The sequence below is a fragment of the Streptomyces prunicolor genome (assembly GCF_045162825.1).
GTDB classification, from domain to species: Bacteria; Actinomycetota; Actinomycetes; order Streptomycetales; family Streptomycetaceae; genus Streptomyces; species Streptomyces prunicolor.
On the sequence record NZ_CP108676.1, the window covers coordinates 3560221 to 3583258 of the forward strand.

26 protein-coding genes are annotated in these 23038 nt (G+C 68.2%); 10 read left to right on the top strand and 16 right to left on the bottom strand.

Features of this window, described 5'->3' with window-relative positions:
* Window positions 1-84 precede the first annotated feature (84 nt).
* Window positions 85-291: a hypothetical protein gene (locus OG588_RS15925; protein WP_405947865.1), complete on the top strand. Its 207-nt coding sequence runs from the start codon at window positions 85-87 to the stop codon at window positions 289-291.
* Between the two features lie 108 nt (window positions 292-399).
* Window positions 400-1533 carry a serine hydrolase domain-containing protein gene (locus OG588_RS15930; RefSeq protein ID WP_405947866.1) on the top strand — a complete coding sequence of 378 codons (1134 nt, stop codon included), beginning with the start codon at window positions 400-402 and terminating at the stop codon, window positions 1531-1533.
* Between the two features lie 3 nt (window positions 1534-1536).
* Here the strand turns inward: OG588_RS15930 and OG588_RS15935 are convergent, their stop codons facing one another.
* Together OG588_RS15935 and OG588_RS15940 are read right to left on the bottom strand one after the other, a co-directional pair.
* The gene (locus OG588_RS15935; RefSeq protein WP_405947867.1) at window positions 1537-2121 is read right to left on the bottom strand and encodes a TetR family transcriptional regulator; all 585 of its coding nucleotides are present in this window, start codon (window positions 2119-2121) and stop codon (window positions 1537-1539) included.
* A gap of 26 nt (window positions 2122-2147) precedes the next feature.
* A complete protein-coding gene (locus tag OG588_RS15940; protein ID WP_405947868.1) occupies window positions 2148-3158 on the bottom strand; it encodes an aldo/keto reductase in 1011 nt (336 codons plus the stop codon).
* A 174-nt stretch (window positions 3159-3332) separates the two neighbouring features.
* Between OG588_RS15940 and OG588_RS15945 the strand changes: the two genes are divergently transcribed.
* Entirely contained in the window at window positions 3333-4379 is a 1047-nt protein-coding gene (locus OG588_RS15945; RefSeq protein WP_405947869.1) for a chitinase, read from the top strand.
* 3 nt (window positions 4380-4382) lie between these two features.
* On the opposite strand, the gene OG588_RS15950 is transcribed toward OG588_RS15945, so the two are convergent.
* Entirely contained in the window at window positions 4383-4994 is a 612-nt protein-coding gene (locus OG588_RS15950) for a LysE family translocator (RefSeq protein WP_405947870.1), read from the bottom strand.
* Between the two features lie 225 nt (window positions 4995-5219).
* Window positions 5220-6602, bottom strand: coding sequence for a glycine--tRNA ligase (locus tag OG588_RS15955; RefSeq protein ID WP_405947871.1), 1383 nt, complete (start codon window positions 6600-6602; stop codon window positions 5220-5222).
* Between the two features lie 185 nt (window positions 6603-6787).
* Between OG588_RS15955 and OG588_RS15960 the strand changes: the two genes are divergently transcribed.
* Genes OG588_RS15960 through OG588_RS15975 form a run of 4 tightly spaced genes read left to right on the top strand, consistent with a single transcriptional unit; the run spans window position 6788 to window position 9916 of the window.
* Window positions 6788-7753, top strand: coding sequence for a metal ABC transporter substrate-binding protein (locus OG588_RS15960; protein WP_405947872.1), 966 nt, complete (start codon window positions 6788-6790; stop codon window positions 7751-7753).
* Window positions 7754-7776: 23 nt separating this feature from the next.
* Complete coding sequence (locus tag OG588_RS15965) at window positions 7777-8541, top strand: metal ABC transporter ATP-binding protein (RefSeq protein WP_405947873.1); 765 nt, start codon at window positions 7777-7779, stop codon at window positions 8539-8541.
* Complete coding sequence (locus OG588_RS15970; protein WP_405947874.1) at window positions 8541-9443, top strand: metal ABC transporter permease; 903 nt, start codon at window positions 8541-8543, stop codon at window positions 9441-9443. Before OG588_RS15965 ends, OG588_RS15970 begins: the two co-directional genes overlap by 1 nt.
* Window positions 9444-9502: 59 nt before the next feature.
* The gene (locus OG588_RS15975) at window positions 9503-9916 is read left to right on the top strand and encodes a Fur family transcriptional regulator (RefSeq protein ID WP_405947875.1); all 414 of its coding nucleotides are present in this window, start codon (window positions 9503-9505) and stop codon (window positions 9914-9916) included.
* 4 nt (window positions 9917-9920) lie between these two features.
* Here OG588_RS15975 and OG588_RS15980 read toward each other — a convergent pair whose 3' ends face one another.
* The 7 genes from OG588_RS15980 to OG588_RS16010 form a co-directional block, all read right to left on the bottom strand.
* Window positions 9921-10454 (bottom strand): YcxB family protein, encoded by a 534-nt coding sequence (locus OG588_RS15980; protein WP_405947876.1) that lies wholly within the window; start codon window positions 10452-10454, stop codon window positions 9921-9923.
* Window positions 10455-10478: 24 nt separating this feature from the next.
* A complete protein-coding gene (locus OG588_RS15985; RefSeq protein ID WP_405947877.1) occupies window positions 10479-11330 on the bottom strand; it encodes an isoprenyl transferase in 852 nt (283 codons plus the stop codon).
* Between the two features lie 42 nt (window positions 11331-11372).
* Window positions 11373-12122 carry a DNA repair protein RecO gene (gene recO / locus OG588_RS15990; RefSeq protein ID WP_405947878.1) on the bottom strand — a complete coding sequence of 250 codons (750 nt, stop codon included), beginning with the start codon at window positions 12120-12122 and terminating at the stop codon, window positions 11373-11375.
* 41 nt (window positions 12123-12163) lie between these two features.
* Window positions 12164-12379 (bottom strand): hypothetical protein, encoded by a 216-nt coding sequence (locus OG588_RS15995; RefSeq protein WP_019064131.1) that lies wholly within the window; start codon window positions 12377-12379, stop codon window positions 12164-12166.
* 664 nt (window positions 12380-13043) lie between these two features.
* Window positions 13044-13424, bottom strand: coding sequence for a VOC family protein (locus OG588_RS16000; protein WP_405947879.1), 381 nt, complete (start codon window positions 13422-13424; stop codon window positions 13044-13046).
* 84 nt (window positions 13425-13508) lie between these two features.
* On the bottom strand, window positions 13509-14171 hold the full coding sequence (locus OG588_RS16005; RefSeq protein ID WP_405947880.1) for a response regulator: 663 nt from the start codon (window positions 14169-14171) through the stop codon (window positions 13509-13511).
* The gene (locus tag OG588_RS16010) at window positions 14168-15373 is read right to left on the bottom strand and encodes a sensor histidine kinase (protein WP_405947881.1); all 1206 of its coding nucleotides are present in this window, start codon (window positions 15371-15373) and stop codon (window positions 14168-14170) included. The genes OG588_RS16005 and OG588_RS16010 overlap by 4 nt, the downstream gene beginning before the upstream one ends.
* Before the next feature lie 133 nt (window positions 15374-15506).
* Between OG588_RS16010 and OG588_RS16015 the strand changes: the two genes are divergently transcribed.
* Both OG588_RS16015 and OG588_RS16020 read left to right on the top strand, forming a co-directional pair.
* On the top strand, window positions 15507-16421 hold the full coding sequence (locus tag OG588_RS16015) for an ABC transporter ATP-binding protein (RefSeq protein WP_405947882.1): 915 nt from the start codon (window positions 15507-15509) through the stop codon (window positions 16419-16421).
* Window positions 16418-17257 carry an ABC transporter permease gene (locus OG588_RS16020; RefSeq protein ID WP_405947883.1) on the top strand — a complete coding sequence of 280 codons (840 nt, stop codon included), beginning with the start codon at window positions 16418-16420 and terminating at the stop codon, window positions 17255-17257. Before OG588_RS16015 ends, OG588_RS16020 begins: the two co-directional genes overlap by 4 nt.
* Window position 17258: 1 nt before the next feature.
* On the opposite strand, the gene OG588_RS16025 is transcribed toward OG588_RS16020, so the two are convergent.
* Entirely contained in the window at window positions 17259-18146 is an 888-nt protein-coding gene (locus OG588_RS16025) for a DUF6879 family protein (protein WP_405947884.1), read from the bottom strand.
* Between the two features lie 292 nt (window positions 18147-18438).
* Window positions 18439-19209: an SCO2525 family SAM-dependent methyltransferase gene (locus OG588_RS16030; protein ID WP_405947885.1), complete on the bottom strand. Its 771-nt coding sequence runs from the start codon at window positions 19207-19209 to the stop codon at window positions 18439-18441.
* A gap of 151 nt (window positions 19210-19360) precedes the next feature.
* Between OG588_RS16030 and OG588_RS16035 the strand changes: the two genes are divergently transcribed.
* Window positions 19361-19900, top strand: coding sequence for a GNAT family N-acetyltransferase (locus tag OG588_RS16035; protein WP_405947886.1), 540 nt, complete (start codon window positions 19361-19363; stop codon window positions 19898-19900).
* Here the strand turns inward: OG588_RS16035 and OG588_RS16040 are convergent.
* The 3 genes from OG588_RS16040 to OG588_RS16050 form a co-directional block, all read right to left on the bottom strand.
* On the bottom strand, window positions 19788-20924 hold the full coding sequence (locus OG588_RS16040) for an abortive phage infection protein (RefSeq protein WP_405947887.1): 1137 nt from the start codon (window positions 20922-20924) through the stop codon (window positions 19788-19790). The two genes, OG588_RS16035 and OG588_RS16040, sit on opposite strands and share 113 nt — an antisense overlap.
* Window positions 20925-21053: 129 nt before the next feature.
* Complete coding sequence (locus tag OG588_RS16045; RefSeq protein ID WP_405947888.1) at window positions 21054-21998, bottom strand: DUF6879 family protein; 945 nt, start codon at window positions 21996-21998, stop codon at window positions 21054-21056.
* A gap of 61 nt (window positions 21999-22059) precedes the next feature.
* The gene (locus OG588_RS16050) at window positions 22060-23037 is read right to left on the bottom strand and encodes an SCO2521 family protein (protein WP_405947889.1); all 978 of its coding nucleotides are present in this window, start codon (window positions 23035-23037) and stop codon (window positions 22060-22062) included.
* Window position 23038: the final 1 nt, after the last annotated feature.

Genomic DNA, 23038 nt, shown 5'->3' on the forward strand with positions numbered 1-23038 from the left:
GACAACTCGGCGTGAATTGAACCCTGTTGATGTTGGTCTTGCTGCACACTCGGTGCCGGAGACTCCTGAACGGAGGCGAGGCGCATGTTGCAGATCAACACGAGCAAAGTGAGCCGCTGGGACCAGCACGGGCGGGAACATGTCGTCCGCGTGCAGCGCAAGGGCGCGCAGCGCACGATCGTGTGCGACACCTGCGGCTGGAAGAAGAACGCGCAGTTCCTGCCCTGGCTGAAGGCGGAGGAACACCTGGCCGAGGAGCACCAGGCGACGGTGGACCCGTCGGCGGCGTAGGCGCCGGGCACCGATGAGTTTCCGACGCCGGTCCGGTCGTACATCCCGTAGACACGACTAAGACGACTACGACGACTACGACCGCGACCGGCACCGGAAGGCCCACCGATGAGCGAACTGCGCGAGACCCTGATCCAACAGGTCAAGGACGGGGCGGTCCCGGGCGCCGTGGGTCTGGTGGCCCGTGGTGCCGCCGTCGAGGTGGTGGCCGTCGGCTCGGTGGACGCCGAGGGCACGGCCCCGATGACCCGGGACTCGATCTTCCGGATCGCGTCGATCACGAAGCCGATCACGGCGGCTGCGGTGCTGATGCTGGTGGAGGACGGGGTCCTCGGCCTCGACTCCCCCGTGGACGAGTGGCTGCCGGAACTGGCGAAACCGATGGCGGTCCGCACCCCTTCCAGTCCCGTCGACGACCTGGTCCCGGCGGCCCGGCCGATCACGGTCGAGGACCTGCTCAGCTCCCGCCCGGGCTGGGGCTTCCCGTCGGACTTCTCGCTCCCGGCGGTGCAGCAGCTGTTCGGGGTGCAGAAGGACGGCCGGTTCCTCCAGTCGTGGCCGGACCCGGACACCTGGGTCGCGGACCTGGCCAGGGTCCCGCTCCTGCACCAGCCGGGCGCGGCGTGGCTGTACGGCACGGCGTCCGACCTGCAAGGTGTGCTGGTGGCGCGCGCGTCGGGCCGCACCCTCCCGGAGTTCCTGGCCGAGCGGATCTTCGAACCGCTCGGCATGACGGACACGGCGTTCGAGGTCCCGGAGTCGAAGCGGTCGCGCTTCACCAGCTACTACAGCCCCACCCCGGCGGGCGGCCTGGAACTGACGGACACCCCGGACGGCCAGTGGAACCGCACCCCCGCCTTCCCCTCGGGCGGCGGCGGACTGGTCTCCACGGCGGACGACTGGCTGGCCTTCGCCCGCATGCTCATGGGAGACGGCCCGGAACTCCTCACCCCCACCTCGGTGAGCCGTATGACCACGAACCACCTCACGGCCGCCCAGCGCGAGGCCGCCACCCTCTTCCTGGAGGGCCAGGGCTGGGGCTACGGCGGCCAGGTCGACGTCACCCCGATCGACCCGTGGAACGTCCCCGGCCGCTACGGCTGGGTCGGCGGCACCGGCACCACGGCCCACATCGTGCCGCCCACCGGCACGGTCACGATCCTGCTGACCCAGGCGGGCATGGCGAACCCGACCCCGACGAAGGTGATGCGCGACTTCTGGCGGTGCACGGCAAGCAGCTGATCCTCAGCCCCGCAGTCCGCGCAGCAACAGCTCCACCATCGCCTCGAACTCGCCCTCCACGCCCGGCTTCAGCCACTCCCGCGCGTAGGACGGGTCGTGGAAGCGGCCCGTCGCCTGGAAGACGGCGCGGGCCGCGACGGCCGGGTCGGCGACCGTGAAGGCACCGCTCTCGACGCCCGCGCGGACGATCTCCGTCAGCTGGCCGGTGAGTTCGTCGATGTGGTCGCCGACCGCCTCGCCCGCCTCCTCGGCGAGGACCGAGTACGTGGCGAAGAGTTCGGGATCGCCGCCCGCCTTCTTCCGCTTGGCCTCGAACAACCCCGCCAGCCAGTGCCGCAGCCGGGTCTCCGGGTCGTGGTCCCCCGTCACGAAACGGGCCAACGTCTGCGAAGTCCGGTCCAGCCAGCGCTTGGTGACCGCCTCGCGCAGGGTGGCCTTCGTACGGAAGTGCCGGTAGACGGTGCCATGGCTGACGCCGAGCGCGCGGGCCACGTCCACCACGGTGGCCTTCGCCGGGCCGTGGCGGCGCAGCACCTCCTCGGTCGCTTCGAGGATGCGCTCGGCGGTCAGGGTCTCGCTCGGTGCCATGACGAAGACCGTACCCGCAGGCGGGATCAGTGCTCGCTGTCGAGGTGCGCCATCATCGCCGACGGGTAGCGGTCACCCACCGCCGAGTCCGCCGGTACGGCCGCCTCGATCGCCGCCAGGTCCGCCGCGTCCAGTACGACGTCCAGCGCGCCCAGCGACTCGGTCAGCCGCTCCCGGGTGCGGGCGCCGACCAGCGGGACGATGTCCTCGCCCCGTGACAGCACCCAGGCGATGGCGAGTTGGGCGACGGAGACGCCCTTCTGCTCGGCGAGCTTGCGCAACTGCTCGACCAGGGTCAGGTTGCGCTGGAGGTTCTCGCCCTGGAAACGCGGCGAGTGCGCCCGGAAGTCGCTCGCGCCGAGCTGCCGGTCGGTCGTGAAGTGCCCGGAGATCAGTCCCCGGGACAGCACGCCGTACGCGGTGACGGAGATGCCCAACTCGCGGGTGACGGGCAGGATCCGGTCCTCGATGCCGCGCGTGATCAGCGCGTACTCCAGCTGTACGTCCGCGATCGGCGCGGTCGCGGCGGCCCGGCGGATCGTGTCGGCGCCGACCTCGCTGAGGCCGATGTGCCGGACGTAGCCCTGCTCGACCAGCTCGGCGATCGCGCCGACCGTCTCCTCGATCGGTACGCCGGCGTCGACCCGGGCGATCCGGTAGACGTCGATGTGGTCGACGCCGAGGCGCTGGAGCGAGTACGCGGCGAAGTTCTTGACCGCGGCGGGCCTGCCGTCGTAGCCGCTCCAGCCGCCGTCAGGACCGCGCAGCGCCCCGAACTTCACGCTGGTGAGCGCCTGTTCGCGGCGGGCGGCGGGGGCGGTGCGCAGGGCCTCGCCGATCAGCAGCTCGTTGTGGCCCATGGCGTAGAAGTCGCCGGTGTCGAGGAGCGTGACGCCCGCTTCGAGGGCGGCGTGGATGGTGGCGATGGACTCCGTGCGGTCGGCGACGCCGTACAGCGCGGACATGCCCATGCAGCCGAGGCCGAGGGCGGAGACCTGGGGGCCGGTGGTTCCGAGTGTGCGCGTGGGGATCGTCATGCATGCCACCTTGGCATGACAGCTGACAGATTTCAATATCTGTCATTCCATACTTGTCAGCGTGATCCGCGCCCGTCAGCGCGGTCGGCTGGTACAGACCTCTTGACGAAAGGTCTGGACCACGCGCACTGTCATGCCTACGACACCTCACCGCACCCCCACCGGGAGGCCCGTATGCTCCGCCATGCCCTGCGCCTGCTCGCCGCCGCCCTGACGACGGCCTGCCTCGCCCAACTCCCCATCGCCGGGGCCGCGTCCGCGGCCGACACCTGCGCCGTGAAGTCCCGCCCGGCCGGCAAGGTCCTCCAGGGCTACTGGGAGAACTGGGACGGCTCCGCCAACGGCGTCCACCCGCCCTTCGGCTGGACCCCGATCACCAACTCCGCGATCGCCACCCACGGTTACAACGTGATCAACGCGGCCTTCCCGGTCATCCGTTCCGACGGAACGGCCCTGTGGGAGGACGGCATGGACGCGGGCGTGAAGGTGGCAACGCCGGCCGAGATGTGCGCGGCGAAGGCCTCCGGCCAGACGATCCTGATGTCGATCGGCGGCGCCGCCGCGGGCATCGACCTCAGCTCGTCCACGGTCGCCGACAAGTTCGTCTCGACGATCGTGCCGATCCTGAAGAAGTACAACTTCGACGGCATCGACATAGACATCGAGACGGGCCTGGTCGGCAGCGGAAGCATCACCCAACTCTCCACATCCCAGGCCAACTTGATCCGCATCATCGACGGCATCCTCGCGCAGATGCCGGCCGGCTTCGGCCTGACGATGGCCCCGGAGACGGCGTACGTCACCGGCGGCAGCATCACGTACGGCTCGATCTGGGGCGCGTATCTCCCGATCGTGAAGAAGTACGCGGACAACGGCCGCCTGTGGTGGCTCAACATGCAGTACTACAACGGCAGCATGTACGGCTGCTCCGGCGACTCGTACTCGGCCGGCACCGTCGCGGGCTTCACCGCCCAGACCGACTGCCTCAACAAGGGCCTGGTCGTGCAGGGTACGACGATCAAGGTCCCCTACGACAAGCAAGTACCGGGCCTGCCCGCCCAGTCGGGCGCGGGCGGCGGCTACATGTCACCGTCCCTGGTCTCCCAGGCGTGGAAGCACTACGGCACGTCCCTCAAGGGCCTGATGACCTGGTCGATCAACTGGGACGGCTCCAAGAACTGGACGTTCGGCGACAACGTGAAGTCCCTGCAAGGGCGTTGAGACTCACCTGGCCGTGAGGGCGAGCTTCGCCCCCAGCGCCACGAACGACCCCGCGAAGCTCCGCCGCAGCCATGTCATCACCCTCGGCCGTGAGGTGACGTGGCTGCGGACGGAGGCGGCGAGGACGCCGTACGCGGCGAAGACGACGAACGTCGCCAGCATGAAGACACCGCTGAGCGCCAACATCCTTACGGTGGAGTGGGGTTCATCGGGACTCACGAACTGGGGCAGGAAGGCGAAGAAGAAGATCGTCAGCTTCGGGTTGAGGATGTTGATCAGCACGCCCCTGACGATCACGCGACCGGCGGACAGAGGCGCGCTGTCCTGGTCGACATCGATCGCCGCCTTGTCCTTCACGGTCGCCCACGCCATGTAGAGGAGATAGGCGACACCGGCGTACTTGAGCACCTGGAAGGCGACGGCACTGGCGTTCAGCAGCGCGGCCAGCCCGACGACGGTGGCCAGCACGTGCGGCACGATTCCCAGCGTGCAGGCGAAGGCCGCGAGGACGCTCGCGCGACGCCCCCGGGAGAGACCGGCGGCCAGGGCGTAGACGACGCCGGTGCCGGGGGTGACGACCACGACGAGTGTGGTGAGGAGAAAGGCGAGGCTCATGGGGCCAGACTGGCGGCGCCGCAGGCCTCGCGGCAGGGCCAATGGGCCGCCGGCATCGGGGACCAATCACCAACGCCGGACGGGCATTTCCAGCCCGTCCGGCGTTCGACTGTCCAGGCGCCGGTTCAGGCGATCTCAGCCCGTCCGGCGTTTGAGGACGAGGCCCCTTCAGGGCCGAAGCAGGGTCTGGGGGCGCAGCCCCCAGCGACGGCGCCCCCGACAGACCTAGGCACCAACCAGACGCCCGGCCAGGTAGCCCTCGATCTGGTCGAGAGACACCCGCTCCTGCTTCATGGAGTCGCGCTCGCGCACCGTCACCGCGTTGTCCTCAAGCGTGTCGAAGTCGACCGTCACGCAGTACGGCGTACCGATCTCGTCCTGGCGGCGGTAGCGGCGGCCGATCGCACCCGCGTCGTCGAACTCGATGTTCCAGTTCTGACGGAGCGCGGCGGCAAGGCCCTTGGCCTTCGGGGACAGCTCGGGGTTGCGGGAAAGGGGGAGGACGGCCACCTTCACCGGGGCGAGGCGGTGGTCCAGGCGGAGCACCGTGCGCTTCTCCAACTTGCCCTTGGCGTTGGGCGCTTCGTCCTCGACGTAGGCGTCGAGCAGGAACGCCAGCATCGCGCGGCCGACACCGGCGGCGGGCTCGATGACGTACGGCGTCCAGCGCTCCTGGGCCTCCTGGTCGAAGAAGGAGAGGTCCTGGCCGGAGGCCTTGGAGTGGGCGTTCAGGTCGTAGTCGGTGCGGTTGGCGACACCCTCCAGCTCGCCCCACTCGTTGCCGCCGAACTGGAAGCGGTACTCGATGTCAGCGGTGCGCTTGGAGTAGTGGGAGAGCTTCTCCTTGGGGTGGTCGTACCACCGCATGTTCTCCTCGCGCAGGCCCAGGCCGGTGTACCAGTTCCAGCGCTGCTCCATCCAGTACTCCTGCCACGTCTCGTCCTCGCCCGGCTTGACGAAGAACTCCATCTCCATCTGCTCGAACTCGCGGGTCCGGAAGATGAAGTTGCCGGGCGTGATCTCGTTGCGGAAGGACTTGCCCATCTGCGCGATGCCGAACGGCGGCTTCTTGCGCGAAGCGGTCTGCACCTGGGCGAAGTTGGTGAAGATGCCCTGGGCGGTCTCGGGGCGCAGATAGGCGACGGAGCCGGTGTCCTGCGTCGGGCCCAGGTGGGTGGAGAGCAGGCCGGAGAACTCCTTGGGCTCGGTGAACTGGCCCTTGTTGCCGCAGTTGGGGCAGTTGATGTCGGCGAGGCCCTTCTCGGGGGCGCGGCCATGCTTGGCCTCGTACGCCTCCTCCAGGTGGTCCGCGCGGAACCGCTTGTGGCACGAGGTGCACTCGGTCAGCGGGTCCGAGAAAGTGGCGACATGGCCGGAGGCGACCCAGACATCGGGGGCCAGGATCACGGACGAGTCGATACCGACCACGTCCTCGCGCGACGTCACCATGTAGCGCCACCACTGGCGCTTCAGGTTCTCCTTGAGCTCGACACCCAAGGGCCCGTAGTCCCAAGCGGCGCGCTGGCCACCGTAGATCTCACTACTGGGGAATACGAAGCCACGGCGCTTGCTCAGGCTGACGATGGTGTCGATCTTGTCGGCGGCCACGATGCTCTCTTCATGACGAATGGACGGTAAGGAGGGGCGGCGCGAAGCGCCTCGATGGGGGGTGGTGGTCGGGAGACGGGCGGGCGAATGACTTAGGTTACCGGCGCGCCCTACCCCCGTATCAAATCGGTTCCTCACCCGGCGCTTGTTGACAACGGTTTCCATGTCAGTTGAAAATGAGTGTCATGAACGTACGACGACGCCGCATCTCCGGAATACCCGCGATCGCGATAGCCGCGGCCACCGCCCTGGGTCTCGGGACCCTCTCCGCCTGCTCCGACACCGCGTCCGCGGCCAACACGGACAAGTTCGACGTCGTCGCGGCGTTCTACCCACTCCAGTACCTCGCCGAGCAGATCGGCGGGGACCACGTCCACGTCACCAGCCTGACGAAGCCCGGCCAGGAACCGCACGACCTGGAGATCAGCGCGCAGCAGACCGCCGCGCTCGGGGAGTCCGACGCGGTGCTCTACCTCAAGAACCTCCAGCCCGCCGTCGACGACGCGGTGAGCCAGTCCGAGGTCAAGACGAAGATCGACGCGGCCTCCCTGACCACGGAGGAGAAGCACGGCAACGAGGTCGGCGGCCACGCGGCCACGCACGACACCTCGAAGAACGAGGAACTGGCCGGCCTCGACCCCCACATCTGGCTCGACCCGGTGCGCTACGCCCAGGTCGCCGAGGGCGTCGGCAAGGCCTTCGAAAAGGCCGACCCCAAGAACGCGGCCGACTACAAGACCAACACCGCGGCCCTGGTCAAGAAGCTGGACGCGCTCAACACCGAGTTCAAGACGGGCCTCGCGAACACGAAGACCAAGGTGTTCATCACCACGCACGCCGCCTTCGGCTACCTCGCCGAGCGCTACGGCCTCACCGAGGAGGCCATCAACGGCCTCGACCCCGAGTCGGAGCCAAGTGCCAAGCGCGTCAAGGACCTTGAGAAGATGGCCAAGGCCGACGGCGTCACCACCGTGTTCTACGAGACGCTCGTCAGCGACAAGACCGCGAAGACCATCGCCGCCGACGCGAACCTGAAGACGGACGTCCTCGACCCGATCGAGGGCATCACCAAGAAGTCCCGCGGCAAGGACTACTTCTCGGTCCAGCAGGCCAACCTCAAGGCGTTGCAGACGGCCCTGGGAACCAAGTGAGCTACAGCAGTACGGAGGACACAGTGGCCGAGCCCGTCATATCGCTGCGCGGAGTCCGCGCCGAGCTGGGCTCGCGCCCCGTCCTGCGTGGCATCGACCTCACCGTGCGCCGCGGTGAGGTGGTCGCGCTGCTCGGCGCCAACGGCTCCGGCAAGTCGACCGCGATCCGCACGATCATCGGCCAAGTCCCGCTCAGCGGGGGCGAGATCGAGCTGTTCGGCACCCCGCGCCGCGCCTTCCGCGACTGGCGGCGCGTGGGTTACGTACCGCAGCGCACGACGGCCGGGGGCGGGGTGCCCGCCACGGTCACCGAGATCGTCGCGTCCGGCCGCCTCTCCCGCGCCCGCTTCGGCCTGCTGCGCAAGGCGGACCACGAGGCCGTACGGCACGCCCTGGAGCTGGTCGGGATGGCGGACCGCGCCAAGGACTCCGTCGACGCGCTCTCCGGCGGCCAGCACCAGCGGGTGCTGATCGCCCGCGCGCTCGCCGCGGAACCCGAACTCCTCATCATGGACGAGCCGATGGCGGGCGTGGACCTGGCCAGCCAGCAGGTGCTGGCGGACACCCTGACCCGCCAAGTCACCGAAGGCGCAACGGTGTTGCTCGTCCTGCACGAACTCGGCCCGCTGGAACCGCTGATCGACCGCGCGGTCGTCCTGCGCGACGGCTGCGTCCAGCACGACGGCCCGCCCCCGCGCGCCCTGGGCCAGCACGCCCTGCCCGGCCACGACCACGTACACCCGCACTCGGCGGACGCCGAACCGATCCGCACGGGACTGCTGAGCTGATGGACATCCTCAACTACCCCTTCATGGAGCGGGCGCTCATCGCGGCCGTCCTCGTCGGCATCACCGCCCCCGCGATCGGCATCTACCTCGTCCAGCGCCGCCAGCCCCTCATGGGCGACGGCATCGGCCACGTCGCGATGACCGGCGTGGGCCTCGGCTTCCTCCTCAACGCGTCCCCGGTCTGGATGGCCACCGCCGTCTCCGCCCTCGGCTCGGTCCTCATGGAACTGATCCGCTGGTACGGCAAGACCCGCGGCGACATCGCCCTCGCGATGCTCTTCTACGGCGGCATGGCGGGCGGCGTGATGTTCGTCAACCTCGCGCCGGGCGGCTCGAACGCCAACCTGAGCTCGTACCTCTTCGGCTCCCTCTCGACGGTCTCGCAGTCCGACGTGACGGCGATCGGCATCCTCGCCGGCTTCGTGATCGTGGTCACGCTGGGGCTGCGGCGGCAGCTGTTCGCCGTGAACCACGACGAGGAGTTCGCGCGGGTCACCGGCCTGCCCGTGCGCGCCCTGAACCTGCTGACGGCGGTCACCGCGGCCGTCACGGTCACCGTCGCGATGCGGGTCGTGGGCCTGATCCTGGTGTCCGCGCTGATGGTGGTGCCGGTCGCCGCCGCGCAGCAGCTCACCCGCAGTTTCGCCGCGACCCTCGCGATCGCGGGCGCGATCGGCGTGACCGTGACGGTCAGCGGCACCGTCACCTCGTACTACCAGAACGTCCCGCCCGGCGCGACGATCGTGCTCCTGACGATCGCCGCGTTCATCGCCCTGACCGCGCTGGCGACCCCGCTGGCGAGGCGCCGGGCCCGGGCCGCAGCCGCCGCGCGACCGGCCGGGGACCCGGTGGAATGCGCGATTCCAGCCACCCGGGGGGCCGCCGACGAGGTCGGTGTCTGACCATGCACAGCCCGGGCTGGCACAATGGCTCGGCACAGTGCAGACGTGAGGAGGCAACGGTGACGACGGCCGGTCCGCCCGTAAAGGGACGCTCCACCCGCCAGCGTGCCGCCGTGTCGGCGGCGCTCAACGAGGTCGACGAGTTCCGCAGTGCCCAGGATCTCCACGACATGCTCAAGCACAAGGGTGACTCGGTGGGCCTGACCACGGTCTACCGCACCCTCCAGAACCTCGCCGACGCGGGTGAGGTCGACGTCCTGCGCACGGACGAGGGCGAGTCCGTGTACCGCCGCTGCTCCACGGGCGACCACCATCACCACCTGGTGTGCCGGGTTTGCGGCAAGGCGGTGGAGGTGGAGGGCCCGGCTGTGGAGAAGTGGGCGGAGGCGATCGCGGCGGAGCACGGGTACGTGAACGTGGCGCACACGGTGGAGATCTTCGGCACGTGCGCGGAGTGCGCGGCGGCGGGCTGAGGCCCTAGACCCGGCTCAGGTGGGCGTCGAGGATCGCCCGCAGCCGGTCCACGTCGGCGGGGTCCCGCAGACCGCGCTTGGGCAGCAGCGTGAAGTTGAGAGCGTTCTTCTCGGGGCTGAACATATAGAAGCCGTCCGCCGTCTCCCGATAGCGAGGCTGCACGGTCCAGTTGAGCGAGGTGAACGAGTCGTCGGTGGCCACGGTCACCCCGGCGTCCGTCACGGTCACCCGGATCACCCCCCGCCGCTCCGCGAGGCGCTGGAACTGGCGCGCCTGGATCCGCGGCAGGAACACCAGGGCCACCACCACGGCGCACACACCGATGATCAGCGGGATCGGCACCGACCTGCCCTTGGCCAGTGAGGTCGCGATCGCCATCACGGCGAAGAAGGCCCCGATCCCCAGCAGCCAGAGTTGTCTTCGCGTCGAAGGGATGAGGCCCCTGCGCGCTCTCAGCGCCGCCGCGAAGTCCTCGACGACCGGCCGGTACTCCAGCTCGACCACTCGCCCCGTCACGTCATCCCGCCCCATGTCCATGAGGCGGGATGCTAGCCGTAGTGGTCAGCCCTCCTCGGGCCGCCCCCGCATCGCCTGCTCCATCGCGAGCAGCTTCTCGTTCGGCACCGCGCCGCCGAACCGGCGGTCCCGCTGGGCGAATTCGACGCACGCGCGCCACAGGTCACGGCGGTCGAAGTCCGGCCAGAGCACGTCCTGGAAGACCATCTCGGCGTAAGCGCTCTGCCAGATCAGGTAGTTGGAGGTGCGCTGTTCGCCGCTGGGGCGCAGGAAGAGGTCGACCTCGGGCATGTCCGGGTAGTACATGTACTTGGCGAAGGTCTTCTCGTCGACCTTGGCCGGGTCGAGCCGACCCGCCTTCACATCCTCGGCCAACGCCCTTGCCGCATCGGCGATTTCGGCCCGGCCGCCGTAGTTCATGCAGAAGTACAGCGTGAGCGCGTCGTTGTTCTTGGTCTGCTCCTGCGCGATCTGGAGCTCCTTGGCGACCGAGCGCCACAGCTTGGGCATACGGCCCACCCACCGCACCCGGATGCCGAGTTCGTCGAGGGTGTCGCGGGTCTTGCGGATGAAGTCGCGGTTGAAGTTCATGAGGAAGCGCACCTCGTCGGGCGACCGCTTCCAGTTCTCGGTGGAGAAGGCGTACAGCGAGATCGCGCCGACCCCCATCTCGACGCCGCCCTGGAGCACGTCCAACACCCGCTCGGCGCCGACCTTGTGGCCCTCGGTGCGCGGCAGCCCCCGCTCCTTCGCCCACCGCCCGTTCCCATCCATGACGATCGCCACGTGCTTCGGGATCAGCTCACCGGGCAGCTTCGGCGCGGTGGCCCCGGACGGGTGCGGCTCCGGCGCCTTGTACTCGCGCCGCTGGCGCCCCAGGATCCCGCGTACGGCCATGTGCTTCTCGTCTCCTCTTTCCGACTGCTTCTCTACGACCTGCTACGACTTCTCCACGTACCGCAGCGAACGAAGTCCACGTTCCAGATGCCAGTGCAGATAGGCGGACACCAGCCCGCTGCCCTCCCGCACATGCCGCGCCTCGCACGCGTCCGCCGTCGCCCAGTCTCCCGTAAGCAGCGCACCGAGGAGTTCCAGGGCCTGCGGTGAGGGTACGACGCTCCCGGCCACCCGGCAGTCGGCGCAGACGACCCCACCCGACGCCACGGAGAAGAACCGGTTCGGTCCCGGCATCCCGCACTTCGCGCAGTCCCCGAAGCTTGGCGCATAGCCGTTGACGGCGAGCGAACGCAGCAGGAACGCGTCGAGGATGAGATGCGGAGCGTGCTCCGCACCGGCCAGCGTCCGCAGCCCGCCCACGAGCAGCAGATACTGCTGTACGGCGGGCTCGCCCTCGTGATCGGTGAACCGCTCGGCCGTCTCCAGCATCGCCGTACCGGCGGTGTACCGCGCGTAGTCGGCGACGATCCCGCCACCGTACGGAGCGATGGTCTCGCTCTGGGTGCACAACGGCAGCCCGCGGCCGATGAGTTCGCTGCCCCGCGCGAAGAACTGCACGTCCACATGGGAGAAGGGTTCCAGCCGGGCGCCGAACTTCGACTTGGTCCGCCGCACCCCGCGCGCCACGGCCCGCACTCGCCCGTGACCCCGGGTGAGCAGCGTGATGATCCGGTCCGCCTCACCCAGCTTCTGGGTGCGCAGCACAATGCCGTCGTCGCGGAACAGACTCATGCCGCCCATTGTCCCCTACGGCCCTGTGGCGCCACGACGCTTCAAGGCACCTCACCGCGACTGCGGGCGTTCGCGTACGCGGTCGCCGCGCTCAGCCGCTCGGCCGGGGTCGCGTCGCGTACGGCGCCCGGCTCGACGTCCCACTCCCGCCCGCCGCCGTACGGGCGCAGCTGAACATAAGGCCCCTCGTGCCCCATGACGATGCCCACTCTCCCGTTACGGGTGTCCACGGCGACCGATCCGACAGGCGGCTTCATCGCTCTCCTCGCACCCGAATCCGGAATTCCATCAAGGTGTCCTTCGCCTCCCAGCAGTGTGCCCACACCTGACTCCCCTCCCTTTTCGAGTTTCACGCTTCTCAACTCCGGGGCGCCCTTGCGCCCCTACACTCGGCAGGAGTCTGTCGACCACAACTGCGGTACATACCAAGGGTGTTGGCCATGGCCAACGCTTAGCGGCAGCGGCTCGGGAGTTCCACGAAACCGGGGGCACGCGGGAACCAGGGGCGCACGTTTCAGTCCCGGCGCTTATTCCGGCCACTTCGAACAGCCAATTCGGAAACCGAAACCGGCACCGCCGATCCGGTTTGACGAGATTCCACGAACCGACGGCATTTCCGCCCCCTGCCCAGGCCGGAAACGGCAACGGCAACGGCAACGGAGGTTCGGATGAGAAAAACGAGCCGACGCACAGGCGCGGCCGACCGGCTGCGCGGCTATCGACCCGACCAGCCGGGCAGGGACTCGGTGGGCGCGTGCATCGCATGGGCACTTGATCCGCCTGTGGCTGGCCCGACGGTGCTCGTACGGCGCCGACGGCATCGCGGCCGTACGGCCGTACCACTGGGCCCGGCCGCCGCCCACGACGTACCGGCCCACCGCTCCCGTCACCTGGGAGCCCGCCAGGTGCCCGCGTCAGCTGTCAGAGCGGGTTGATACGGGCCTTGAGCAGGCAGAACTCATTGCCTTCGGGGTCGGCCAGGACATGCCACTGCTCCTCCCCCGTCTGCCCGATGTCGACCGGGCGTGCCCCGATCGCCAGCAGACGCTCCAGCTCGGCGTCCTGGTCGCGGTCGGTGGGGTTGACGTCGATGTGCAGCCGCAGCTTCCCCGGCTCCGGCTCGTCCCTGCGGCTGAAGAAAAGCGTCGGATGCGGCCCACCGAACCCTTCCGGCGTCCCGATCTCCGCCCACTGCCCCTCCTCGCGCTCCAGCACGACGAAGTCGAGAACCTCGCACCAGAACCGCGCCAGCACCTCGGGGTCACGACACCCGAGCACCAACTCACCGATACGACACGCCACAACGGCCTCCCAGCTATGAGAACAACCTCGCGACCGTAGCGGACGAGACGGGCACGGGCGACGCGTTTTCCGGGGGGGCGGGTCCTAACTCACCGAGACCAGTCCCGCCTCATAGGCCAGGATCACCAGCTGGACCCGGTCCCTCGCGTCCAGCTTGGTGAAGAGGCGGGTCAGGTAGGTCTTCGCCGTGGCCACGCTGATGCACAGCTCGGCCGCGATCTCCGTGTTGGACAGCCCCGAGCCGACCAGCGTCAGCACTTCGCGTTCCCGCTCCGTGATCCGTGTCAACTCCCGGCGAGTGCGCGCCAGTTCGGGGCGGGACGCCGCGAAGTCGCGGATCAGGCGCCGGGTCACGCTCGGGGCGATCAGGGCGTCTCCGGCGGCCACCACCCGTACCGCGCCGATGATGTCGTCGAGGGCCATGTCCTTGACCAGGAACCCGGACGCGCCCGCGCGCAACGCGCCGTAGACGTGATCGTCGTCGTCGAAGGTGGTGAGGACGACGACCCTGGCCGCCGCCGAACTCTCCGTGATCCTGCGTGTGGCCTCGATCCCGTCCGTCCCGGGCATGCGGATGTCCATCACCACGACGTCCGGCGCGAGTTGAGCCGTCAGCCGCACCGCCTCCGCCCCGTCGCCCGCCTCCCCGACGACCTCCACGTCGTCGAGGTCGGCCATCACCATCCGCAGTGCCGTACGGATGAGTTGCTGGTCGTCGGCGAGGAGCACACGGACGGGCCCGCTCATCGGGCCACCGCCGTCGGCACCGGCACCGGAAGCCGGACCGCGACCCGGAAGCCGCCCTCGGGGCGCGGTGCCGCCGTGAACTCCCCCTGTAGCAGGGCCACTCGCTCCCGCATGCCCGCCAGCCCGAATCCGGTGTCGGTGGCCGTGCCGTGGCCACGCCCGTCGTCGGTGACCTCCAGGGCGAGTTCGTCGTCGCCGTAGTCGAGGGTGACCCGGCACACGCTCGTCCCCGCGTGCCGTACGACGTTGGTGACGGACTCCTGGATGATGCGGAACGCCGACAGGTCGATGTCGGGCGGGAGTTGGCGCGGCTCACCGCGCCGCCGCACGTCGACCCGTACGCCGGCCGCCGTGGTCGTGGCGGCGAGCCGGTCGACGTCACCGAGGCCTGCGGGCAGGACGGGAGCCGCGTCGGCCGCCCGCAGCGCGACGAGCATGCGGCGCAGCCCGGCCAGGGTCTCCCGGCCCTCGTGCTCCACCGCGCGCATCGCCTCCCGCGCGGCCTCCGGCTGGGTCGTGGTGACCCGGGCCGCCGCGCCCGCCTGGAGGGCGATGATGCCGATGCTGTGCGCCACGGTGTCGTGCATCTCCCGTGCGATACGCAGGCGTTCGGCGGTGACGGCCTGCGTCGCGGTCTGCGCGGTGAGCCGCTCGGCGTACGCACGGCCCTGCCGCACGGAGTTGCCGATCAGCCAGGCGACGACGGCCGAGAGAGCGAGCGCCGACCAGCTCTGCCAGTCGCCCCGGCCGGTGTCGTAGAGAGCGACGAGGGGGCGGCCGAGGCCGGTCCGGGTGAGTTCGTAGACGGGCAGGACGGCGATCGCGAGGGCGAGGGCGGTGAGGCTCCGGCGGCGGTCGGAGCTCGCGGCGATCCAGCCCACGGCGATGTCGATCGCCGCGTAGTGGACCAGCCCGATCGTCAGCGCGTTCAGCCCCAGCGTCACGGCGTACGTCCCCACCACCAGCAGCCCGTTCCCGGACAGCGGGCGCCGACGCAGCAGCACGCACCCGGCCAGGGCGAGGGCACTGCCCGACGCGATGAGCACCCAGCCGGCCGGCGTGGGCGGGTAGGCAAACGTCGGCATGAAGGGGAGGTGGAAGAAGGCGCGGACCGCGAACAGCGTGCCGTAGATCCAGGGCACCCCCGCCCAGGCGCCCGGCGGTACGCGCTTGAGCAGGGGCAGCGGTGGGGTGGTGGGCATACCGGGATCGTAGGAGCGGGGGGTGAGTGCGGGCATCGGTCCGGGGGTGTACGACCTGGGTCGACATCGACGCCGGACGAATGTCAGCGCCGGGCCGATGCCGGGAACCGGCCGCCCGCGACACCGTGCTCCCGTGATTGAAGTCGACGAACTGACGAAGCGGTACGGCCCCACCACCGCCGTACGCGAACTGTCCTTCATGGTCCGGCCCGGGCACGTCACCGGATTCCTCGGCCCGAACGGCGCCGGCAGGACGACAACTCTGCGGATGCTGCTGGGACTTGTGGCGCCGACCGGCGGGAGCGCCACGATCAGCGGTCACACCTTCCGCCGTCATGCGCGCGGGCTGCGCCACGTCGGTGCGCTGCTGGACGCGAACGATGTGCACGGCGGGCGGTCCGCGCGGGCGCACCTGCGGACACTGGCCCGCAGCAACCGCATCCCCGCGAGCCGGGTGGAGGAGGTGCTCACTGAGGTAGGCCTCACCGGAGCGGCGGCCCGGCGCCGCGTCGGCGGCTACTCCCTCGGCATGAAGCAACGGCTCGGCATCGCGACCGCCCTGCTCGGCGACCCGTCCGTCCTCCTCTTCGACGAGCCGCTCAACGGCCCTGATCCGGAAGGGGTGTTGTGGGTGCGGGGCCTGTTCCGGAAGCTGGCGGCGGAGGGTCGTACCGTCTTCGTCTCCAGCCATCTGATGTCCGAGCTGGAGAACACGGCCGACCACCTCGTCGTCATCGGCAGGGGCGAACTGATCGCCGCCGAGAGCCTCGAGGACTTCGCCGCACGCGGCACGGCCCCGACGGTGACCGTGCGGACACCGGATGCGGGCGCGCTGGCCGCCGTACTGGCGTCGGAGGGCGCAGTGGTGACGCCGTACGACGAGGAGACGCTGAAGGTGACCGGGGTGGGCGCCACCCGTATCGGCGAGCTGGTGCACGAACACGGCTTCCTCCTGCGGGAGTTGGCGACCGAGCACAACTCCCTGGAGGCGGCCTTCATGGAACTGACCGCCGACAGCGTCGAATACCTCGCCGGAGACTCCCGATGACCACGATCACCGCACCGCCCGTGCCCGTCCCGCGCTTCACCGATCTCCTGGCCGCCGAGTGGCTCAAACTCCGTACCCTGCGCTCCACTTACTGGGCGCTCGGCACCGGCGCGCTGACCGTGATCGCCTTCAACGCGAACGCCGCTCGTGCCGACTACGTCGACTATCCGCACTACAACGCGATGATGCGCGCGCACTTCGCCACCACCGCGCTGTTCGACTCCTTCACCGACGGCGCCGCGATGATCCTGATCCTGACGGCGGCGAGCGTCGGCGCGATCACGGTCGTGGGCGAGTACTCAACAGGCCTGATCCGTACGACCTTTGCGGCCGTGCCGGACCGCCGGGCGCTGATGTCGGCGAAGGTGGGGGTGGTAACGGCGGTCATGACGGTGTACGGCTTCGTGGTCGCCGGGGCTTCCTTCACGGCGTCCCAGGCGATCCTGTCCGGGCGTGGCCTGGGCCTGTCGATCGGCTACCCCGGCGCCCTGCGGGTGATCGTCGCGTCGGCGCTGCTCGCCCCGGTGTCCGCGCTGGTCGGCATGGCCATGGGCGCGCTGATCCGGCACAGCGCCACGACGATGGTCCTCGCGACCGGCCTCCTGCTCCTCCTGCCCATCTTCGTCACCGAGCGGTACCACTGGACGGCCTGCGTCCGCAACGCCCTTCCCTTCAACGCCTGGGACCGACTCGTCCAGGTCAACTACGGCTACATGCCCTACACGTTGGCCGAGCGGTATCCGGCGACCGTCGGGGGTGCATGGGTGGTGTTCGTGGTGTGGTGGGCGGCTGCGGCGGTGATCACTGTCGTGGTGGTGGACCGGCGGAATGTCTGAGTCAGGGAAGGCTCGGCAGGTCGGGCGGGCTGGCGTCCCACAGTTCGTTGAACCGTGCCATCTGCTCATTCACCCGAGACCCCCGTGCGTTCAGCTCGCTTCTTGACTCCTCCTGTGCCAAGTCAGAGTGCATCTCGAAGTACAGTTCGCCGTCGAAGATCATGAAGTCTCGCCGTCCGCCGCGTCCGACGCCGAGCGGCAGCAGAGACAGCACCGCAACCCGGGCCTCTATACCCAACCTTCTTTGGAATTGGCAGATCTGAAGCAGTTTGTCGTTGACCTCACCAGGATGCGTCACGATGAACAGGCGCCGCACCTTCACCCCGCGTCGCTCGATCGCGTTCCGCTGTACCTTCAGATAGTCCTGCGCATCCGTGGTGTCCCAGTAGGCCACGTCTTCGAAAGTGCTGGTGGCGTCGATACTCCTCGTTGCGTGGCTGGTGAGGCGGACGAGTTGTTCGTTGGGGTCTCCCTGCCAGCCCACGACCATGTTGGCCAGGTCCTCCACGAACACGGAGAGGCGATCCATCTCACCGCGTGCGAAAGCCCTCGCGATCTCCGGACCCTGGTCACCCAGCAGTGTGGCGCTCTCGACCAGCCGCCGCACCTGCTCGGTACCCATCCCTGACCGCTCCAACTCGCTGAAGAGCTTGGTCACATCGCCGACCAGTTGGAACTTCTCCTGGACCATGTCCTTCATCTCGCGGTGATGCGCGTCCAGCACCTCCCGGATGTCTCCGCTCTGGGCACGCTGACCGTGCTCCACCGATGCCAGCCGCCGCTCGAAGTCGATCATGTACTGGACGATGAGCGCGGCACCGCCGATGACGATGGAGACGGCGAGTTTCCACAACTCGTCCTGGGACTGATTGATCAGGTTGGTGATCACGTACGCAATGGTGGCCACGCCGAAGGTGACCAGTGTCTTCAGCAGGACGGGAGGTATGCGTACGCCGCCCGCCGGCGCCGGACCAGGTGTCCCGGATGCTCCGTCCATGACTGTCTCTCCCCCACCGGATCGCGGCCCGGACGGCCGGTTGATCGCGGATGCGCTGGACCTGGGTCTACCACTCCCAGGTGAAGCCGGTCCGGATCGTCGACACAGAATGTCGGACTATTGCCTGCCGGATATCCAGCAGACGCTGACGTAGCTTGATCTCCATCCCCTGCCCCCAGGAAATCTACGCGCTCCGAAATCCGTGGGCCACGATCATCGATGTGTAGCCATCGCGCACCTTGTCCTGCTCCCCCACCCGAATGGTCTGTAACCCCTCCACCCGGTCCAAGAGACTGCTGTGGATCAACTCCCTCCTCACTTTACAGGCGGGGAAATACCTACCACCCACCTCATACCCCTCGGACTCCTCCATGAAAGCGGCGGCGAACGGTGCCCCAGGCTCAAGATGGTCAAGAAAGCATTCTGTTGCCCGCTGGAAATCGGTTTCGGAGGTGGAGAGGGATTCAGCGACGAAGAACATCGTGCCGAGAGTCCAGCGTCTCTGCCGCCCCGCCAGATCGAAGAGATCTCCCTGTTTGACCCGGACGATCTGCTTGAATCTCACTCTCGGGTCATGGGGGTACGCGGCATACGGGCCTTTCCGTGACAACTCCTGCCAGAAGGCATCCCAGTTCGTGTCGTAGGAGTCCAACTGATCCCGGAGATAGGCCACATTCCGCTTCGACCGATCGAGCAGGGTGATCTCCTCGCACCAGGGCAACATCGCGAGGGCCGGATAAAGATTCGGTCCGGCGCCCATGTCGACGCCCCGGACCGGGCGTTCCGGAAACCGACGGAAATGATCACCGAAATGATCGCGAACGATGGCGATGATCTTCGCGTCGACAGGAAGCACTGTGCGATAGTTGTGACTGATGTAGTCCGCTGGGTTAAACTCGTCCCAGAGTGCTTCCGCATTCAACTGCGGAAGGTCTCCCAGCGATCCTGAAGGCATGGCTCCACCGTATCAACATCACCGATCCACGGGAGCCCCTTTCCCGCGCCATGCAACTGCCACTGATGAATGGGGGCACATGGCGACAACACGCTCCGGATATTAATTCAGGCCCTTGAAAAGTCCTGCTACAACGGGCAATCCTGGACGGATGCCACTGTATGTCCGGTCCGCCGTCGAGAACGACCTAGCCGCACTCAAGAGGCTCGACGTGGAGGCGTTTCCGACAGAGCCGTACCCCTATTTCGTCCTGCGCCAGTACTTCGACCTGTGCCGCGACCATCTCCTGGTGCTAGATGACGGGCACGCCCTGTACGGGTACCTCATCGCGACTCCGCCCGAAGCCGGCCTCAGCTGGATCCTCAGCCTCGGTGTCACCCTGGACCTGCGGGGCCACGGGTTGGGTCGCCGACTGATGGTGGAGTCGCTCAGGCAACTACACTCCGAGCACGCGCGCGAGGTCCGGCTCTCCGTCGCCCACGACAACGACCGGGCCGTCTCCCTCTATCAGCATCTTGGGTTCACTCAGACCGGAGACGTCCGCAACGACTACTTCGGGCCCGGTGAAGATCGCATCCTCATGACACTCGACCTCGCCGATAGTGCCGCGCCAGCGCACGAAACGCCTCCTTCGGCTCCCGGTGCCAGGTTGAACGCGGGTCGTACGGCCGGTCCTCGATGGTCTTGGTGATGGCATAGCTCGCCATGTCGAGGTCGTGGCGGGGATCGTCGGCACGGTGGGGAGCGTCCGGGGTCACGAACTCGAAGGCCATCGCCCCGTACAGGCCCATCGACTCGAAGACCTCCAACAGGCCGACCACGTAAGCGGCTTGGGTATGTTCGCTGCGGATCAGGTGGCCCTTGATCTCCTCCGGGTCCTTGTCGTAGTCGACGACGTTCCAGCCCATGCCGGCCGTCTTCTCGGCGCCCTTGTACGCGCAGGTGCCGAACTCGGTGATGGTCACGGGCTTGCCCCAGCGCTGGTAGTGGCGCAACTCCCTTACGTAGTCGGCTGGTTGGGGGAAGTGCGAGTAGTAGTCGATGCCTACGATGTCGAAGAGGTTCCAGTCGACCTTGTCGTCCTGGGCGGCGGCGTAGCTGAGGTTGCCGTGGAAGACGGAACGGCCCAGCGCCGCCGCCTTCTTGGTGAAGGCGTCCAGCTTGCGCTGCATCCTGGCCGGGTGGAACGTGCCGTCGAGGAGATTCTGGACGCGGTCCAGTACCGTGGCGCCCGGCACGATGCCCGGCACGAACAGCCAGAACTCGCAACCCACGCTGAAGTCGACGCTCGCCCCCTGGCGGCGGAGGCGTTCCGCGAACCGGCCTGTCTCCGCGAGGTGTTCGAGGATGTCCCGCTCGGGGAGGTCGGCGAGGGTGGGCTGGAGCCAGATGTGCAGGCCGAGTTCGGCGGCCTGGGCGGCGGTCGCGGTGCGGCGGTCGACGCCGTCACCGGTGACGTCGACTGTGTCGGCGTGCAACTCGTCGCGGATCGCACGAAGGTCGGCGTGCATACGGTGGGGGCTCCTGGCCGTGCCGGGCACCCCACCCTCACCGACCGTGTAGACGACGCCCCGATGGGCAAGTCCACGTCGAAATCCAAGTCCGCGCCTGCCGTCCGTTGCCGCCGCCCATCCCGCCGGCAGCAGCACGCCCGTCGTCCCCAAGGCCGCTGCCGCAAGAAACCGCCCCCGAGTGATCCCCTGTGTGTTCACCATGCGCCAACCGTGCCGAGCGTGCCTCCGCCCCGCCGTCCTCCGAAGGTCTACGGCTCCACAACCAAGGGATGACTTCCGGTGTCGATCACTGAAGAACCAGTGAACAGCCGCGCGTGCCTGTGATGGTGGCTACTGACTGACTTCCCAGAGTTCGTCGAACCACTTGACGCACCGCTTGACGTGCTCCTCACGTGCGTCCAGCGTCGTCTTGACGTTGACCTGTTTCAGGTCCTGATCCACCTCGTAGCAGAGCGCTCCGTCGAAGATGATGAAGTCGCTCGTCGGCCCCAGCCGAGCGTGCTCCGGTACCTGGGACAGGACCACGACACGAGCCTCGATGCCCAGGGCCTGCTGGTTCTCACAGAGTCCCGTCAGTTCGGCCTCGACGTCTGCGGGCTCATCCACTATGAACAGCCGCCTCACCTTCACCCTCTGTAACTTGATGGCGTCGCGCTGCGCCAGCAGATAACGGCGCCCCGGCTCACTGGTCCAGAAGTTCCGATCGACAGAGGTGCTGGTGGCGTCGATGGTGTCCTTCGTGCACTTCGTGAGAGCCATGAGCCAGTCATGGTTTTCTCCCGGGCTCTCGGCGCTCCTGTTGGTGAGACCCTTCATCAACGACGTGAGCTGGTCGATCTCCTCTCGTGCGAAGGTGTGCACGATCTCGGTGCCCAGCAGGCTCACGCGCGTCGCGCTGTCGGCCAGTTCGGCGACTCCGTCCGGACGCAGCACCGACCGCCCCATCTCACTGAAGAGTTTGGTCGCCTCGTTGATGCGGGCGAAGTTGGTGTTGACCACGTTTTCCATCGCACGGTTGTGTGCGGCGAGGTTCTCGCTCATCTCACTGTTGTGATCGGTCAGACTCTCCCTCATCTCCCGGATGCGATTGCGCTGGCCGGTCTCGATCCCCTCCAACCGACGCTCGAAGTCGTTCATGTACTGGATGATCAGTGCAGCGCCACCGATCACCAAGGAAACGGTCAGTTTCCACACCTGGTCCTGGTTCTGATCGAGGACATTGGTGAGCACATACACGGGCACGGCCACGACAAGGGTGACCAGCGTCTTCTTCACTACTCCTGGCGGTGCGTTCATCTGCGTCTCCCCCGTCGGGATCGTGCACGAACCGGTGGTGTCAGTGCGCTGCCTGCGCCTCTGACGGCAATGGGATGGCCTGAAGGGCCAGTTGGTCGCGGATGCGCTGGACGAGCGTCTGCCACTGCCGGGTGAATCCGGGCTCCGTCTCAAGCACCTCCCACAGGGGGCTCAGGGCCCGGTCCACCCGTGCTCCGGGCATCCACAGGTGGAGCAGATGGTCTACGAGGGGACGCAGCACCTGCATGGTGGCCGGTCCCTCCGCCGCTCCGAGCCGGATTCCGTCGAGCTTCCGCACCACGGTCGTCAACAGCCAGTCGTGCAAGGCCAGATCCTCACAGAGCCCCGCTACGGCGGTTGGCTGCGTCTCCCGCGGCAACCGCAGCTCGACGGTGCGCAGCCCGTCACCTGTGACTGTGAAGCGCGAGAGCGACGCGCCTTCGCCGTCCGGGGCCAGCAGGGCGGCCCAACGCAGCCTGGTGGTCTCGGACTTGAAGGGTGCCCGCTGGTCGAGCAGCGGGTCCCGGCGTAGCTTTGCGAGCAGACCCTCCGTGATGGATCCGAGGTTCAGTTCACCGGAAGGTCCGGATTGACGGCGCATCAGAAAGCCGCTGGCTACGGTTTGTTCGGGCAGTCGTCCCAGGGGCACCAGCATGCCCGGGCGCACGAGGTAGTACCCCCAGGGCATTCGTTGGTCGAGCCCCGCGGCCGGAACGGCGAAGTATGTGGTGGCCTGGAGCACGCGGCCCTCGGTGAGTGCCGCGCGGGAGGCCGCCGTCCCGATGGCCCGGATCTTGGCATTGTTGGCGGTGGGCAGTCGACAGTCGACTCCGGTGAGGACGTCGGGAGAGCGGACGTACAGGTTGGGGCGTTCGGAGACGCTGACCCGTTCGTCCACACGTAGCCGAAGCAGTTGGGCGGCAGCCCGGCCGTCCAGGGAGTGTCGTGCCGGAAGCAGACAGGTGCGCACCTCTCCACAGGTCAGCATCGGCGAGGTGATCCCTTCTCCGGTCGACATC